The sequence below is a fragment of the Microbacterium sp. 69-7 genome, from assembly GCF_001897985.1.
Classification (GTDB): Bacteria; Actinomycetota; Actinomycetes; order Actinomycetales; family Microbacteriaceae; genus Microbacterium; species Microbacterium laevaniformans.
Genome location: NZ_MKRU01000029.1, coordinates 1 through 15,127, shown reverse-complemented (window position 1 = coordinate 15,127; position 15,127 = coordinate 1). Strand labels below are relative to the sequence as shown.

The window sequence follows — 15,127 nt, the reverse complement described above, 5'->3', positions numbered from 1 at the left end:
CTCAGAGCACCTTGCCGTACCAGCGGGTCGCGTTCGGGTTGTCGTTGTAGGGCTCGATGGCGGTGAAACCCGAGCGCGCGTAGAGCGCGCCGGCGGCCTCCAGCGTGTGGTGGGTGTCGAGCACGAGCTCTGCCGCGCCGAACGCGCGGGCCCGCCCCTCGAGCGCGTCCAGCAGAAGCCGACCCCAGCCGCGACCGCGGGTGCGTGGCTGCAGGTACAGATGCTTGACCTCGTACCGCACGCCCGCCGGTCCGTCCTCGACCCTGCGGATGCCGCCGCACCCGGCATCCGCCCCGTCGTCGTCGACGAGCACGAGAAAGGCGCCGGCCGGCGGCGTGAAGACGGATGCCGCGGGGAAGACGGGACGGTACGCCTGCCCCTGAGGGAACGCGTCGGCACGCATCTGGAAGTACTCCTCCAGCAGGGCATGTGCGCGCGGGTCGTCGGCGGCGAGGGGGTCGAGCAGCACCATCCCTCGAGCGTAACCGTGTCGGCCGCACGGCCTAGGCTGGAACCATGACGACGAGAGTGGCCCTCGTGGGCGGCACCGGCAAGCTCGGTGCGATCATCGCCGGCGTGATCGATGAGCTCGACGACTTCGAGACGGTGGCCGTTCTCGGGTCGGCGAGCGATCTCGCCGAGATCGACGCGGCCGATCTCGTCGTCGATGCGTCGACGCCCGGTGTGTCGATCGATGTCGTCCGCGCAGCGATCGAACGCGGGAAGAACGTGCTCGTCGGCACCTCGGGCTGGTCGACCGAACGGATCGCGCTGGTGCGCCCCCTCGTCGAGGCGGCGGGTACGGGCGCGGTCTTCATTCCCAACTTCTCCCTGGGCTCGGTCGTCGCGACGGCACTGGCGGCGGCGGCGGCACCTCTGTTCCCCTCGATCGAGATCGTCGAGACGCATCGCGAGACGAAAGTCGACTCGCCGAGTGGCACGGCCGTGCGCACCGCCGAACTCATCGCCGACGCTCGCGCCGGGGTCGGCCCGGTCGAGTCCCCGCATGTCGATCAGCGGGCGCGCGGCCAGCAGGTCGCGAGTGTTCCCATCCATTCGTTGCGCCGGCCGGGCGTCATCGCGAAGCAGGAGACGATCCTGTCGGGGCCGGGGGAGTCGCTGACCATCGTCCACGACACGATCGAGCCGGCCCGCGCGTACGCGCCCGGCATCCGCGTCGCCCTTGCGGCGGCGCGGGACGCGCGCGGGGTGACGATCGGCCTCGACGCGCTCATCGATCTCGGTCTCGGCGCGCCGCGCCCCGCAGCGCCGGTCATCGAGGTCGTCGACGAGGGCTCCGTTCCCGGGCAAGTCGCCCGCGTCACCGGGGCATGAAGGCCCGCGCGGGCGTCGCCGTCATGGCGGCGCTGCTCGTCCTCTACATCGTTCTCGTCGCGCAGCGCGCGTGGCTGTTGCTGATCTCGGGGCAGATCATCGGCGTCGCCATGGGCGTGGCGCTGATCGTCCTGCCCGTCATCGCGGGGTGGGCGCTCTGGCGGGAGCTTGCTTTCGGGCGCAGCGCCGAGCGCCTCGCCAGGCGGCTGGAGGCCGAAGGCGCGCTCCCGAGCGAGGAGATGGATGTCCGCGTCAGCGGCCGTCCCGACCGTGCGCAGGCCGATGCGGTGTTCCCGCACTACCGGCACGACGTCGAGGCGCACCCCACCGATTGGCGCGCCTGGTTCCGGCTGGGGCTGGCCTACGACGGCGCCGGCGATCGACGCCGCGCCCGCGAAGCCATCCGACGGGCGATCACGCTCGAGAAGAACCCGCCGACGCGCTGATCAGGCCGGCACCGCGGCGGCCACGGCATCCTCGACCGTCGGATGCGAGAAGACGAAGCCGGATGCCGTGAGCGCCTCGGGGACCACATTCATGTCGCACGTGAGCAGTCCCTCTGCCGCGTCGCGCCCGAGGACCAGCTTCAGCGCCCACTCCGGTACGCGCAGCAGGTAGGGGCGATTCATCCGCCTCGCGAGAGCGAACCCGAGATCGTTGGCGCTCGTGCGCTCGGGCCCTGCGAGGTTGACCGGGCCGGCGAGGCCGTTGTCGATGACATGGCGGATCGCGCGGACCTCGTCGTCGAGAGAGATCAGCGGCCAGACCTGGGTTCCGCGACCGATCGGGCCCGACAGGCCGAGCTTGGTGAGCAGCAGAAGCGGCTTGAGAACACCGTCGGCGTGCACGACCGGCGCGGTGCGCAGCAGCGATACGCGGGCGCGATCCCCGGCGCCGCGGGTCGCGGCCGTCTCCCACTCGCCGCACAGGTCCGCCAAGAAGGTGTCTCCGCGCGGAGACGACTCGGTGAAACTCGCCCCCGGCGCCGACGGGTAGTAGCCGACCGCTGACGAGGACACGAAATGGGGGGCGTCCTCGCCGAGCGCGCGCACCGCTGCCGCGAGCGCCTGCGTCGGAGCGATCCGCGACCACACGAGATCGTGCTTGTACCGTCGCGTCCACGGAAAGTGCCCGAGCGTTGCGCCGTTGAGCCCGACGACGGCCCGCGCACCTTCGAGTGCCGCCGCGGGCAGCGGCTGGGCGGCCGGATCCCAGGAGATCTCGTCGGGCGCGGCGCTCGCGCGGCGCACGAGGCGCGTCACGGCGATGCCGTCGGCGCGCAGGCTCGCCACGAGAGCGCGGCCGATGAGACCGGAGGCTCCCGCGACGACGACGCGCCCCTCGGCGCGCGATGGGTCGTTCTCAGGCAAGCGTCGCCTCGAGCGTGATCTCGATGCCGGCCAGGGCGGCCGAGACGGGGCAGCCCGTCTTCGCCTCGCCCGCGATGCGGGCGAAGTCCTCGGCCGACAGTCCCGGGACCACCGCGTTGACGTTCAAGTGCGAGCCGGTGATGCCGGTGCCCGGGATGAAGGTGACGGATGCCGTGGTCTCGATGCTCTCCGGGGGCGTTCCGTTGCCGGCGAGCGCGTGCGAGAGGGCCATGCTGAAGCACGAGGAGTGCGCCGCGGCGAGCAGCTCCTCCGGCGTCGTCACCGATGAGGAGCCTTCGCTGCGGGCCTTCCAGTTGACGGCGAACGGACCCTGGTTCGAACTCTCCAGGGCGATCTCGCCGGATCCGTCGGTGAGGGAGCCCTTCCAGCTCGTGGACGCTTCGCTCGTGACGCTCATGTGTGCTCCTCGTGTCGGATGCGGGCCGCGTGGCGGCGGTGTGCATCCGAGCCTAGACGGGCCCGTCCCCCCACGGAACCGGTCGGGCTGGCGGCAGGAGCGAACCCTCAGACGCTGGCGGGGGCGCCGGTGACGCGTCCGAGCTCCAGCTCGATCGCGCTGCGGCTGGGAGTGCCTCCGAAGCGGGTCTGGATGACCCCGTCGCGGTCGAGGATCAACGTCGTCGGCGTCTGGAGCACGTGGAAGTGCTTCGCGATGTCGGGACGGTCGGTGAGGTCGACGTCCAGGTGCATCACGCCGTCATGGGTGTCGGCGATCGATCCGAGCACGCGGTGCACGCCGGGGCAGCGGGCGCACATCTGGGTGCTGAACTGCAGCAGGGTGGCGCGCTCACCGAGGGCGTCCGCTCCGAGCCGACGCGGCTCCACGACTTCATCGGTCGAGGCGCGGCGGGGACGGTTCTGCGTCCACCGCAGGAAGAGTCCGACGGCGAGGGTCACGGCGAGCAGTGCGGTCAGCACGAGCACGGCATCGACGATGTTCACGGTCTGCCACGATACCGCCTCCCGACGGGACCCGGCTCCGATGACGGGCCGTTCGTAACCGTCCCGGTGTCGGCGGGCGAGGGTAGGGTGGCTGGCGTGAGCGCGGCATCCATCCCCACCCCGTATGAAGACCTCCTCCGCGACGTGCTCGCCGACGGCGTGCACAAGGACGATCGCACCGGCACCGGCACGACGAGCGTGTTCGGACGCCAGATCCGTTTCGACCTGTCGCAGGGCTTCCCGTTGATCACGACCAAGCGCGTGCACATGAAATCGATCGCCTACGAACTGCTCTGGTTCCTGCGCGGCGAGTCGAACGTCTCGTGGCTGCAGGAGCACGGTGTGAGCATCTGGGACGAATGGGCGGATGCCGAGGGCGAGCTCGGACCGGTCTACGGTGTGCAGTGGCGCTCGTGGCCGACGCCGTCGGGCGGACAGATCGACCAGATCTCCCAGGTCATCGATCAGATCCGCACCAGCCCCGACTCGCGTCGCCTCATCGTGTCGGCGTGGAATCCGGCCGACATTCCGCAGATGGCGCTCGCTCCCTGCCACGCCTTGTTCCAGTTCTATGTCGCCGACGGCAAGCTGTCGTGCCAGCTGTATCAGCGCAGCGCGGACATGTTCCTCGGCGTGCCGTTCAACATCGCTTCGTACTCGTTGCTGACGATGATGATCGCCCAGCAGACCGGGCTCGAGCCCGGCGATTTCGTGTGGACCGGTGGCGACTGCCACATCTATGACAACCACCTCGAGCAGGTCCGCGAGCAGCTCACGCGGGAGCCGTATCCGTATCCCCGCCTCGCGTTCGCTCGGACGCCCGAGTCGATCTTCGACTACACGTACGAGGACATCCTCGTTGAGGATTATCAGCACCACCCCACGATCCGAGCCGCGGTCGCGGTATGACCCGACTCGGGCTGATCTGGGCCGAGGCGCGCGGTGGCGTCATCGGCAAGGACGGCGGCATGCCGTGGCACGTGCCGGAAGACCTCGCGCATTTCCGCGCCGCGACGATGGGGGATCCGGTCATCATGGGGCGGCGGACGTGGGAGTCCTTCCCGCCCCGGTTCCGACCCCTCCCGGGTCGCCGGAACATCGTCGTCACGCGCAATGACTCCTGGCGGGGTGACGGCGCGGAGCGGGCCGTCTCGCTCGATCAGGCGCTGAAGCTCGTTGACGGCGAGGAATCAGCCTGGGTCATCGGGGGAGCGGGGCTGTTCGCGGAGGTGATCGCGCGCGCCGATGTGCTGGAGGTCACCGAGCTCGATCTCGAGGTCGACGGTGACACGTTCGCCCCCGAGCGGCACGGCTGGAGCGTGGCGCGGGTGGAACCGACGGACGGATGGTCGGTCTCGCGCACAGGCATCCCCTACCGGTTCCTGACGCTGATCCGACCCTGATCGGTTCGCACAGCGAGCCGCAGCGACCAGCCGCAACGACAAGAGGGAGCGCGCGATGAGCAGGACAGCGTTGGTGACGGGTGCCAGCTCGGGCCTCGGCGCGGAGTTCGCCCGTCAGCTTGCGGCCCGCGGAGCCGACCTCGTCCTGGTCGCCCGTGACCGCGCCGCACTCCGGGACATCTCCGAGCGCCTGCGTGCCGACTACCGTGTTCAGGTCGAGGTGCTGGCCGCGGATCTCGTCGCCGATGACGGTCTCGCGTCGGTCGTCGCTCGCGTCGCCGACCGCGAGCGGCCGATCGGCATCCTGGTCAACAACGCCGGATTCGGACTCGATCTCGACTTCGCGGCGGGCGACATCACCGACGAGCAGCGTCATCTCGATCTGCACGTGCGGGCGACGATGCACCTGACGCACGCTGCGCTGGGCGCCATGCTCGAGCGGGGACACGGGCGCATCGTCAACGTCGCCTCGGTCGCCGGATTCATGCCCCGCGGAACGTACGGCGCGGTCAAGGCGTGGGTGATCTCCTTCAGCCGGTGGGCCAACGCGGTCTACGCACCGCGCGGCGTCACCGTGACGGCGCTCTGCCCCGGCTTCACGCACACGAATTTTCACGAGCGCCTGGGGCTGCCGCCGGGGCGGGAGGGTATTCCGTCGGTGATGTGGCTCGACGCCGCGGACGTCGTCCGCGAAGGGCTGCGCCTCGGTGCGCTACAAGCTGCTCGTGGCGGGGATGCGTCTGCTGCCGAGCCCCCTGGCCGCCCGTCTGGCCCGCACCGGACGGTGACGGCCCGCACCGGACGGTGACGGACGGGGATGACGCGCCCGTGGTCTGCTCCGACGGGGTCGCCGCGAGCCGGTAGCCTGGAGACATGACGCACTCGGGCAATCCCTTCGGACAGGTCCTCGTCGCGCTCGTCACTCCGATGACGGCCGACGGTGAAGTCGACTGGCCCGCCGTCGAGAAGCACATCGACGACGTCATCACCGCCGGAGCCGACGGCATCGTCGTCACCGGCACCACCGGCGAGACGAGCACCCTCACCGATCCTGAGAAGCTGAAGCTCGTCGAGGTCGGAAAGTCCGTCTCCAGCGGCCGGGCGAAGATCATCACCGGCGGCGGTTCGAACGAGACCGCGCACGCGATCGAGCTCTACAAGGCCAGCGAGAAGGCCGGCGCCGACGGCATCATGATCGTCACGCCGTACTACAACAAGCCGACCCAGGCCGGCATCCTGACGCACTTCCGCCTCGTCGCCGATGCGACCGACCTCCCGGTCATCCTCTACGACATCCCCGGTCGCACCGGCGTGCCGATCAAGTACGAGACCATCCTGCGGCTGGCCAACCACCCGAACATCCTCGCCGTGAAGGACGCCAAGGGCGACTTCAGCGAGGTCAGTCGGGTGCTCAACCAGACCGATCTCATGTACTTTTCCGGCGACGATGCGAACGTCCTGCCGCACCTGTCCATCGGCGCGTCGGGTCTCATCGGCGTCACCGCCAACATCACCGCGACGCCCTACCGTGTCATCGTGGATGCCGTCAACCGCGGCGACCTGGCCACCGCCACCGCCGCGCACCAGCAGCTCGAACCGCTCGTCCGCGCCGTCATGACCCATGTGCCCGGCACGGTGAGCGCGAAGTACATCCTGCACGGCCTGGGCCGCATCTCCAGCCCGCGCGTGCGCCTGCCGCTCGTCGGCCCCGAAGAGTGGGAGGCCGCCCTCATCGAGGACGAGCTCGCACTCGTCAAGGGCGTCGACGGAGCCGACTTCTCCAACTTCCGACCCGACCGCAACGCCGCCGCCGGCGGCGCGCTCCCCAAGGTCCACGGCACCACCCGCTGAGCGACCGCGATACCGGTGGATGCCGCGGCATCCACGAAAGGCAGACGATGCCCACGACGTTCTCCGAGCCCCCCGCGCTCGCCCCGCAGACCCTTCGCGTCATCCCGCTCGGCGGGCTGGGCGAGATCGGTCGCAACATGACGGTCTTCGAATACGAGGGCAAGCTCCTCGTCGTCGACTGCGGTGTGCTCTTCCCCGAGGAGCACCAGCCCGGTGTCGACCTCATCCTCCCCGACTTCGAGCCGATCAAGGACCGGCTCGACGACGTCGTGGGCGTCGTGCTCACGCACGGCCACGAGGACCACATCGGCGCGGTGCCCTACCTGCTGCGGTTGAAGAGCGACATTCCCCTCATCGGCTCGAAGCTCACCCTCGCGCTCGTCGAAGCGAAGCTCAAGGAACACCGCATCAAGGCCTACACGCTGACCGTGCAGGAGGGGCAGGAGGAGCAGGTCGGTCCGTTCGACCTCGAGTTCGTCGCCGTCAACCACTCGATCCCCGACGCACTCGCTGTCGCGATCCACACCGACGCCGGTACGGTGCTGGCCACCGGCGACTTCAAGATGGACCAGCTGCCCCTGGACGGCCGCCTCACGGACCTCCGCGCGTTCGCGAGCCTCGGCGAGGACGGCGTGGATCTCTTCCTGGTCGACTCCACGAACGCCGACGTGCCCGGCTTCACCCCCCTCGAGCGCGACATCGGTCCGGTGCTGGACCAGGTGATCGCCAAGGCTCCCCGGCGCGTCATCGTGGCGAGCTTCTCCAGCCACGTGCACCGCGTCCAGCAGGTCATCGACGCGGCCGCGGCGAACGGGCGCCGTCTCGCGTTCCTCGGGCGCTCGATGGTGCGCAACATGACGATCGCCGAGGATCTCGGCTATCTGCGCGTTCCCGACGGCGTGCTGATCGACTACAAGAAGGCGCAGGATCTTCCCGACGACAAGATCGTCTACATGTCGACCGGGTCGCAGGGCGAGCCGATGGCCGTGCTCAGCCGCATGGCGAACCTGGACCACGCGATCGAGCCCGGTCGGGGTGACACCGTCATCCTCGCGTCGAGCCTGATTCCGGGCAATGAGAACGCGGTCTACCGCGTGATCGACGGCCTCACCAAGCTCGGTGCCAACGTCGTGCACAAGGGCAACGCCAAGGTGCACGTGTCGGGTCACGCGGCGGCGGGCGAGCTGCTGTACTGCTACAACATCCTGCAGCCGCGCAACGTCATGCCGGTGCACGGCGAGTACCGTCACCTCATCGCGAACGCGAAGCTCGCGCAGGACACCGGCATCCCCGCGGGGAACACGATCATCGCCGAGAACGGCACCGTCGTCGACCTCAAGGACGGCGTCGCCCGCGTCGTCGGCCAGCTCGATCTCGGCTTCGTCTACGTCGACGGATCGACCGTGGGTGAGATCACCGACGCCGACCTCAAGGATCGCCGGATCCTCGGCGAGGAGGGCTTCATCTCGGTGATCGTCGTCGTCGATGCCGCGACGGGGCGGATCATCACCGGCCCCGAGATCCACGCGCGTGGTTTCGCGGAGGACGACAAGGTGTTCGACGACGTCAAGCCCAAGATCGCCGCGGCCCTCACTGAGGCGGCTCAATCGGGCGTCCGCGACACCCACGCGCTGTCGCAGGTCGTGCGCCGCACGATCGGTCGGTGGGTGAACCAGCGGCTGCGTCGTCGCCCGATGATCGTCCCCCTCGTCATCGAAGCCTGAGCGGTCGCGGCGCAGCGCTACGATCGGCTCCATGCCCGTCAGCTTTCGTGTGCGCCCCGCGACACAGGCCGATGGGGCGTTCCTGGGCGACATGGTCGTCGAAGCGGCGAACTGGCGGCAGGGGGGCGCGCGCCCGCGGCACGAGGTGCTGACGCATCCTGACCACAACCGCTACATCTCGGGGTGGATGCGTCCCGGCGACGCCGGCTTCGTCGCGATCGACGCGCAGGACAGCCCGGTCGGCGCGGCGTGGTATCGGATGCTGCCGCGCAGCGACCCCGGCTTCGGGTACATCGGCACGGGCGTGCCGGAGCTCATCATCGGTGTGAGGCCGCTCTGGCGCGCGCACGGCGTCGGACGCGCCCTGCTCCAGCGACTGTGCGAGCATGCGCGGGCCGAGGGCTACGGCCGCATCAGTCTGTCGGTGGAACGGGGCAACTACGCCCAGACGCTCTATCGCAGCGAGGGCTTCGCGCTCACCCAGGCCGGTCACGGTCGCGACACCATGGTCAAGCGATTGCGCTGACGCGGCGGCGCCGCGGATGCCGGGCACGTCTCGGGCCGCGTCAATCCGCGGATCCGGGCGTCCCTGCGCCTACCGTGGAGTAATGGCACGATCCACGAGCACGCCCACGAACGCCCGCGCGTCCGCGAAGGGCTCATCGACCCGTGCCCGCAAGCCCGCGCCGGCTCCCACGAAGTACGTCGACGACACCGACCGCCCGCCGCTCGCCGTCCGCGCCTGGCTCGGCGTCGCGCACGCCGTCGGCGGCATGTTCCGCGCTTTCGGCCTCGAGACGCTCGAGAAGGACCAGCGCCGCGACGGCTTCCCGTTCCTGCTCGTCGTGCTGGCCGCGCTCGGCGCCGTCAACGAATGGTTCTTCATCGGCAACGACGCCGCGACGCAGATCAGCGCCTACACCGTGGGGCTGTTCGTCGGCCGCGTCGCCTTCATCATGCCCGTGCTCCTGCTGGTGCTGGCGGGTTGGCTGTTCCGGCACCCGCCGTCCATCCACGACAACGGGCGCATCGGCATCGGCTTCGGACTGTTCGTGCTCTCGATCGCCGGCTTCTGCCATGTTGCGGGCGGTCGGCCGCAGCCGTCGCAGGGCATGCCGGCGCTCAGCGCCGCGGGCGGTCTGTTCGGGTGGACCATCGGCGAGCCGCTGTCGCTGCTCACGCCGATCGGCGCCTACATCCTCCTGGGTGCGCTGACACTGCTGAGCATTCTCATCCTCACCAAGACCCCGCCCAACCGCATCGGCCGCCGTCTCGGAGACCTGTACGCGTGGATGTTCGGCGCCGAGCGCCCCGACGCGCCCGCGGCCGACGCACCCACGGTCGCCTTCGGCCAGACGGACGATGCCGCGGAGAAGGACCTGCCGTGGTGGCGCCGCAACAAGTCCGGCCGTGAGGAGGATGTCGACGGCCACCTCGGCTCGGACGACCTGACGGCGCTGTTGGACACCAGCGGCGACGGCGGCTTCGAGCAGGCCGTCGCGATGCCGGCCGCTGTTCCGCCGGTCCCCCCGCTTCCGGAGGCGCCGACCGAGATCATCGATCCGGCCGTGATCGCCCACGCCAAGAAGGCCGCGCGTCGCGCCGACACCGGCATCCGCGAGGACAGCGGCGAGATCATCCTCGACGACGGGATCCTCCCGGGTATCTCCGCCCTGGGGGACGACCACGACGGTCAGCCGCCGCAGGCGCCCTATCGGCTTCCCTCGGTCGCCGCACTGGCCCAAGGCGACCCGCCGAAGGCGCGATCGGAGGCGAACGACCGCGTGGTCGCGGCCATCAGAGGCGTCTTCGAGCAGTTCGGTGTCGATGCGCGCGTCACGGGCTTCTCGCGCGGGCCGACGGTGACCCAGTACGAGATCTCGCTCGGCCCCGGCGTCAAGGTCGAGCGCATCACCGCGCTCACCAACAACATCGCGTACGCCGTGGCGTCGAACGAGGTGCGCATCCTCGCGCCCATCCCCGGCAAGAGCGCCATCGGTGTCGAGATCCCCAACACCGACCGTGAGATCGTCACCCTGGGCGACGTGCTGCGCTCGCAGGCGGCGACCAGTCAGACGCATCCGATGACGATCGGCGTCGGCAAGGACGTCGGCGGCGGCTACGTCGTCGCGAACCTGGCCAAGATGCCCCACCTGCTCGTGGCCGGTTCCACCGGCTCGGGCAAGTCGAGTTTCGTGAACTCGATGATCACGAGCCTGCTGATGCGCGCCAAGCCCTCCGAGGTGCGCATGGTGCTCATCGACCCCAAGCGCGTCGAGCTCACGAGCTATGCCGGCGTCCCGCACCTGATCACGCCCATCATCACGAACCCGAAGAAGGCCGCGGAGGCGCTGCAGTGGGTCGTGAAGGAGATGGACATGCGGTACGACGACCTCGCGTCGTTCGGCTTCCGCCACATCGACGACTTCAACCGCGCGGTGGTCGCGGGGGAGATCAACCTCCCCGTCGGCAGTGAGCGCGTGCTCAAGCCTTACCCCTATCTGCTCGTGGTCGTGGACGAGCTCGCCGACCTCATGATGGTCGCCCCGCGCGACGTCGAGGACTCGATCGTGCGGATCACCCAGCTCGCCCGCGCCAGCGGCATCCACCTCGTGCTCGCGACGCAGCGGCCCTCCGTCGACGTGGTCACGGGTCTGATCAAGGCGAACGTGCCCTCGCGCCTGGCGTTCGCCGTCACGAGCGTCACCGATTCGCGCGTCATCCTCGACCAGCCCGGTGCCGACCGCCTCATCGGCCAGGGCGACGGCCTCTTCCTGCCGATGGGGGCGTCGAAGGCGATCCGCGTGCAGGGCGCGTGGGTGGCGGAGAGCGAGATCGAGAAGGTCGTCACGCACGTCAAGAACCAGGCTCGGCCGGAGTACCGCGCCGATGTCGCCGCGGTCGCCGAGAAGAAGGAGATCGACGCCGACATCGGTGACGACCTCGAGTTGCTGCTGGCGGCGGCCGAGCAGATCATCTCGACGCAGTTCGGCTCGACCTCGATGCTGCAGCGCAAGCTCCGCGTCGGCTTCGCGAAGGCCGGTCGTCTCATGGATCTGCTGGAGTCGCGAGAGATCGTCGGTCCCTCGGAGGGGTCGAAGGCTCGCGACGTGCTCGTCACTCCGGATCAGCTGCCCGAGGTGCTCGCGCGCCTGCGCGGCGACGACCCGCCGGCCGCGCCGGTGAGCGACCCGTACGGGCCGGATGCGGTCGGTGCCCAGTTCGACGGGCTTCCGGTGGTCGATGGCGACGACGGATCCGAAGACGCGTGGAGCCTCACCGGCCGCGACTGAGCTCGCCTCGGGGCCCGTGCGGACCACCGGCCCCGAGTAGGCTCGCCTCGTGGCGATTCCCCGGCAGCTCCCCAACGCGATCACGATCGTCCGCATCCTGTGCGCGCCGGTCTTCCTCTGGATGCTCCTGGCCGATCAGGGCGGCGACGGCCCGCTGCGGTGGTGGGCAGGTGTGCTGTTCATCGTCGCGATCGCGACGGACGGCATCGACGGCTACCTGGCGCGCACGTACGAGATCGTCACCGACCTCGGCAAGCTCCTCGACCCGATCGCAGACAAGGCTCTGACCGGCTGTGCCTTCGTCGGGCTCTCCCTCCTGGGCGAGCTCCCCTGGGCCGTCACGATCGTTGTTCTCGTCCGCGAGGTCGGCATCACAGTGCATCGCCTCATCGTCGCGAGCAGTCACGTGGTCGCGGCGGCGTGGATGGGCAAGCTGAAGACCGTCGCGCAGGCGGTCGCGCTCTCCCTCGCGCTGCTGCCGCTGTGGAACGTGGTCGGTGAGTGGGTCCACGTCGTGAACACCGCGGCGATGTGGATCGCGGTGGTCCTCACGGCGGCGAGCGGCGTCGACTACGTGGTCACCGAAATCCGTGGAGCCCGAGCCGCCCGCGGCGGCACCGTGACGGGCACGCGTCGATGAGCGCCTCGTCCCGGCGCGGGGGCGCGCACGACGAACATCCGGATGCCGAGGGAGACGACCTCGAGAGCACCCTGGTCTCCGCGGGTCGTCGCAGTAGCGAGCCGGAGCGCCTCGTCGCCCGACTCGCCGACCTCGGCTGGAGCATTGCGGCGGCCGAATCGTTGACCGGGGGACTGCTCGCCGCATCCATCGTCTCGGTATCGGGGGCCTCGCGCGTCTTCCGCGGCGGGATCGTCGCCTACGCGACGGACGTGAAGGCGAGCCTTCTGGGCGTCGAGCAGCATCTGCTCGACGCGCACGGGCCGGTGCATCCCCGGGTCGCCAGCCAGATGGCGGAGGGTGTGCGCCGCGCGCTCGGACGTGACGGCGTGCCCGCCGACGTGGGCGTGGCGACGACCGGCATCGCGGGCCCGCTGTCACCGGACGGCCAGCCCGTCGGCACGGTGCATATCGCCGTCGCCACTCCGCTGGGCTCACGGGTCGAGTCCGTGCTGATCGACGGCGACCGCGCCGCCATCCGCACCGAGACGGCGGCGCGCGCCGTCCGGCTGGTGCTGGACGCGCTCTGAGCCCTCAGATGACGCGGGGAATACCGCTCGTGTCGACGCTGTTACATGACAGCGATTCCCATTCATTACCCAGCACGAGGGGGCTATCGTGACCAGCACGTGGGGTACTGTTGTCCACCCGGGCACCGATACCCGGTGGGAATCTCGAGTAGAGGAGGGGGCCCGAACATGATCCTGGTTCGTCAGGAGATCGGCGAAGTGCTTCGCGACTTCCGCCTGCAGAAGGGTCGTACCCTCCGCCAGGTCGCCGGCCGTGCGAGTGTCGCCCTCGGATATCTCAGCGAGGTCGAGCGCGGTCAGAAGGAGGCCTCGAGCGAGATCCTCGCCGCGGTCGCCGAGGCGCTGGACGTCCCGATCTCGACCATCATGCGCGAGGTCGGAGACCGGCTGTCGGTGCTGGAGGGCCTGCAGGTCTTCCCCGACGTGGTTCCCGACGATCTCGCCGGGCTCGAGGACGGCCTCGTCCAGCCCGAGCTGTCGCTGCGCTGACGTGCGGCGCAGCGAGTTCACGCGAGCCGTCGAGGACGAGTTCGGCAATCGCGCAGCGATGTTGGTCGCCGACCTCGCTCTGCCCGGTGTGGGTCACCGGACCGCCGCCGAAGCCCTCGCCGACGGCGTCGAGCCGCGCGAGATCTGGTTTGCTCTGTGCGACGAGACGGACGTCCCCGCTTCGCGGCGCCACGGCGTCGGCCTGATGGAGCCGCGCCGACGCTGATCCGCGACGGACGCGCGGCGTGTCGCGTGATCGAAACTCTGTTCGATGGGCGTAGGCTCCTGCACATGAGGTGACTCGGGACGTTTGTCCACATTCGAGGCCTGTCGCCCACCGATGTCGGAGACCGTCTCTAACGTGGACACCGTCATCACGACACCTCCGCCTTGTCGCAGCATCCTTCCCGCCGGGAGGGGGCGTGACAGCCTACAGGCGACGGAATCCCGAGGCCGGCAGCGCCGTCCACGGCAGAGCACAAGGAGCACGTCATGCCCTCACCCGCTGACCGCGAGAAGGCCCTCGAGTCGGCCCTCGCCCAGATCGACCGGCAGTTCGGAAAGGGCTCGGTCATGCGACTGGGCAGCGACGACCGTGCCCCCGTCGAAGTCATCCCCACCGGTTCGATCGCCCTCGATGTCGCTCTCGGCGTGGGAGGTCTTCCCCGCGGGCGCATCATCGAGATCTACGGTCCCGAATCCTCGGGTAAGACGACGCTCACGCTCCACGCGATCGCCAACGTGCAGCGCGCCGGCGGCATCGCCGCCTTCATCGACGCCGAACACGCGCTCGACCCCGACTATGCGCAGAAGCTCGGTGTCGACATCGATCAGCTGCTCGTGTCGCAGCCCGACACGGGGGAGCAGGCGCTGGAGATCGCCGACATGCTGGTTCGTTCGGGAGCGATCGATCTGGTCGTCATCGACTCCGTCGCTGCGCTCGTCCCCAAGGCCGAGATCGAAGGCGAGATGGGCGACTCCCACGTCGGCCTGCAGGCTCGCCTCATGTCTCAGGCGCTGCGCAAGCTGACCGGTGGTCTCAATCAGACCAACACGACCATGATCTTCATCAACCAGCTGCGCGAGAAGATCGGCGTGTTCTTCGGCTCACCCGAGACCACCGCCGGCGGAAAGGCGTTGAAGTTCTACGCCTCGGTGCGTCTGGACATCCGTCGCATCGAGACGCTGAAGGACGGCACCGACGCGGTCGGGAACCGGACGCGCGTCAAGGTCGTCAAGAACAAGATGGCGCCGCCGTTCAAGCAGGCCGAGTTCGACATCCTCTACGGCACCGGCATCTCGCGCGAAGGCTCGCTCATCGACTTCGGCGTCGAGCACGCCCTCGTGAAGAAGTCCGGCGCCTGGTACACCTACGACGGTGAGCAGCTCGGTCAGGGCAAGGAGAACGCCCGCAACTTCCTGCTGAAGAACCCCGACATCGCGGCGGAGATCGAAACCAAGATCAAGCAGAAGCTGGGAATCGGTCAGCC

Annotated in this window: 17 protein-coding genes and 1 pseudogene; 14 read left to right on the top strand and 4 right to left on the bottom strand. The window is 69.4% G+C overall.

Features of this window, described 5'->3' with window-relative positions; translation table 11 throughout:
* Position 1: 1 nt before the first annotated feature.
* Entirely contained in the window at positions 2–472 is a 471-nt protein-coding gene (locus BGN98_RS03015; RefSeq protein ID WP_288119483.1) for a GNAT family N-acetyltransferase, read from the bottom strand.
* A gap of 44 nt (positions 473–516) precedes the next feature.
* On the opposite strand from BGN98_RS03015, the gene dapB reads away from it, so the two are divergent.
* A complete protein-coding gene (gene dapB / locus BGN98_RS03010; protein WP_288119481.1) occupies positions 517–1,335 on the top strand; it encodes a 4-hydroxy-tetrahydrodipicolinate reductase in 819 nt (272 codons plus the stop codon).
* Entirely contained in the window at positions 1,332–1,781 is a 450-nt protein-coding gene (locus BGN98_RS03005) for an FxsA family protein (protein ID WP_016463258.1), read from the top strand. The genes dapB and BGN98_RS03005 overlap by 4 nt, the downstream gene beginning before the upstream one ends.
* On the opposite strand, the gene BGN98_RS03000 is transcribed toward BGN98_RS03005, so the two are convergent.
* The 3 genes from BGN98_RS03000 to BGN98_RS02990 form a co-directional block, all read right to left on the bottom strand.
* Positions 1,782–2,705, bottom strand: coding sequence for a TIGR01777 family oxidoreductase (locus BGN98_RS03000; protein ID WP_016463257.1), 924 nt, complete (start codon positions 2,703–2,705; stop codon positions 1,782–1,784).
* A complete protein-coding gene (locus tag BGN98_RS02995) occupies positions 2,698–3,123 on the bottom strand; it encodes an OsmC family peroxiredoxin (protein WP_016463256.1) in 426 nt (141 codons plus the stop codon). The genes BGN98_RS03000 and BGN98_RS02995 overlap by 8 nt, the downstream gene beginning before the upstream one ends.
* Before the next feature lie 107 nt (positions 3,124–3,230).
* A complete protein-coding gene (locus BGN98_RS02990; protein WP_005048831.1) occupies positions 3,231–3,668 on the bottom strand; it encodes a TlpA family protein disulfide reductase in 438 nt (145 codons plus the stop codon).
* A gap of 87 nt (positions 3,669–3,755) precedes the next feature.
* Here BGN98_RS02990 and BGN98_RS02985 point away from each other — a divergent pair, with 87 nt between their 5' ends.
* The 12 genes and pseudogenes from BGN98_RS02985 to recA form a co-directional block, all read left to right on the top strand.
* A complete protein-coding gene (locus tag BGN98_RS02985; RefSeq protein WP_016463255.1) occupies positions 3,756–4,577 on the top strand; it encodes a thymidylate synthase in 822 nt (273 codons plus the stop codon).
* A complete protein-coding gene (locus tag BGN98_RS02980; protein WP_005048835.1) occupies positions 4,574–5,071 on the top strand; it encodes a dihydrofolate reductase in 498 nt (165 codons plus the stop codon). Before BGN98_RS02985 ends, BGN98_RS02980 begins: the two co-directional genes overlap by 4 nt.
* 55 nt (positions 5,072–5,126) lie before the next feature.
* Positions 5,127–5,859 (top strand): annotated as a pseudogene (locus BGN98_RS02975) (SDR family NAD(P)-dependent oxidoreductase).
* An 85-nt stretch (positions 5,860–5,944) separates the two neighbouring features.
* Positions 5,945–6,922, top strand: coding sequence for a 4-hydroxy-tetrahydrodipicolinate synthase (gene dapA / locus BGN98_RS02970; RefSeq protein WP_036320028.1), 978 nt, complete (start codon positions 5,945–5,947; stop codon positions 6,920–6,922).
* A 47-nt stretch (positions 6,923–6,969) separates the two neighbouring features.
* Positions 6,970–8,646: a ribonuclease J gene (locus BGN98_RS02965; RefSeq protein ID WP_288119473.1), complete on the top strand. Its 1,677-nt coding sequence runs from the start codon at positions 6,970–6,972 to the stop codon at positions 8,644–8,646.
* 31 nt (positions 8,647–8,677) lie between these two features.
* A complete protein-coding gene (locus tag BGN98_RS02960) occupies positions 8,678–9,172 on the top strand; it encodes a GNAT family N-acetyltransferase (protein ID WP_036287245.1) in 495 nt (164 codons plus the stop codon).
* A gap of 82 nt (positions 9,173–9,254) precedes the next feature.
* On the top strand, positions 9,255–11,939 hold the full coding sequence (locus BGN98_RS02955; RefSeq protein ID WP_288119471.1) for an FtsK/SpoIIIE family DNA translocase: 2,685 nt from the start codon (positions 9,255–9,257) through the stop codon (positions 11,937–11,939).
* A 49-nt stretch (positions 11,940–11,988) separates the two neighbouring features.
* On the top strand, positions 11,989–12,579 hold the full coding sequence (gene pgsA / locus BGN98_RS02950) for a CDP-diacylglycerol--glycerol-3-phosphate 3-phosphatidyltransferase (protein ID WP_288119469.1): 591 nt from the start codon (positions 11,989–11,991) through the stop codon (positions 12,577–12,579).
* Complete coding sequence (locus tag BGN98_RS02945) at positions 12,576–13,148, top strand: CinA family protein (RefSeq protein ID WP_061682129.1); 573 nt, start codon at positions 12,576–12,578, stop codon at positions 13,146–13,148. Before pgsA ends, BGN98_RS02945 begins: the two co-directional genes overlap by 4 nt.
* Positions 13,149–13,316: 168 nt before the next feature.
* Positions 13,317–13,637: a helix-turn-helix domain-containing protein gene (locus tag BGN98_RS02940; protein ID WP_005048854.1), complete on the top strand. Its 321-nt coding sequence runs from the start codon at positions 13,317–13,319 to the stop codon at positions 13,635–13,637.
* A gap of 1 nt (position 13,638) precedes the next feature.
* Complete coding sequence (locus BGN98_RS02935; protein ID WP_036282560.1) at positions 13,639–13,863, top strand: DUF3046 domain-containing protein; 225 nt, start codon at positions 13,639–13,641, stop codon at positions 13,861–13,863.
* A 266-nt stretch (positions 13,864–14,129) separates the two neighbouring features.
* Positions 14,130–15,127 (top strand): recombinase RecA (gene recA / locus BGN98_RS02930; protein ID WP_288119466.1); only part of this gene is annotated, 998 nt, incomplete at its 3' end.

Bases quoted from the DNA above. Each gene is read 5' to 3' on its own strand.
- BGN98_RS03015 (WP_288119483.1), bottom strand. From the start codon at position 472: ATGGTGCTGCTCGACCCCCTCGCCGCCGACGACCCGCGCGCACATGCC.
- dapB (WP_288119481.1), top strand. From the start codon at position 517: ATGACGACGAGAGTGGCCCTCGTGGGCGGCACCGGCAAGCTCGGTGCG.
- BGN98_RS03005 (WP_016463258.1), top strand. From the start codon at position 1,332: ATGAAGGCCCGCGCGGGCGTCGCCGTCATGGCGGCGCTGCTCGTCCTC.
- BGN98_RS02995 (WP_016463256.1), bottom strand. From the start codon at position 3,123: ATGAGCGTCACGAGCGAAGCGTCCACGAGCTGGAAGGGCTCCCTCACC.
- BGN98_RS02980 (WP_005048835.1), top strand. From the start codon at position 4,574: ATGACCCGACTCGGGCTGATCTGGGCCGAGGCGCGCGGTGGCGTCATC.
- dapA (WP_036320028.1), top strand. From the start codon at position 5,945: ATGACGCACTCGGGCAATCCCTTCGGACAGGTCCTCGTCGCGCTCGTC.
- BGN98_RS02965 (WP_288119473.1), top strand. From the start codon at position 6,970: ATGCCCACGACGTTCTCCGAGCCCCCCGCGCTCGCCCCGCAGACCCTT.
- BGN98_RS02960 (WP_036287245.1), top strand. From the start codon at position 8,678: ATGCCCGTCAGCTTTCGTGTGCGCCCCGCGACACAGGCCGATGGGGCG.
- BGN98_RS02955 (WP_288119471.1), top strand. From the start codon at position 9,255: ATGGCACGATCCACGAGCACGCCCACGAACGCCCGCGCGTCCGCGAAG.
- BGN98_RS02945 (WP_061682129.1), top strand. From the start codon at position 12,576: ATGAGCGCCTCGTCCCGGCGCGGGGGCGCGCACGACGAACATCCGGAT.
- BGN98_RS02940 (WP_005048854.1), top strand. From the start codon at position 13,317: ATGATCCTGGTTCGTCAGGAGATCGGCGAAGTGCTTCGCGACTTCCGC.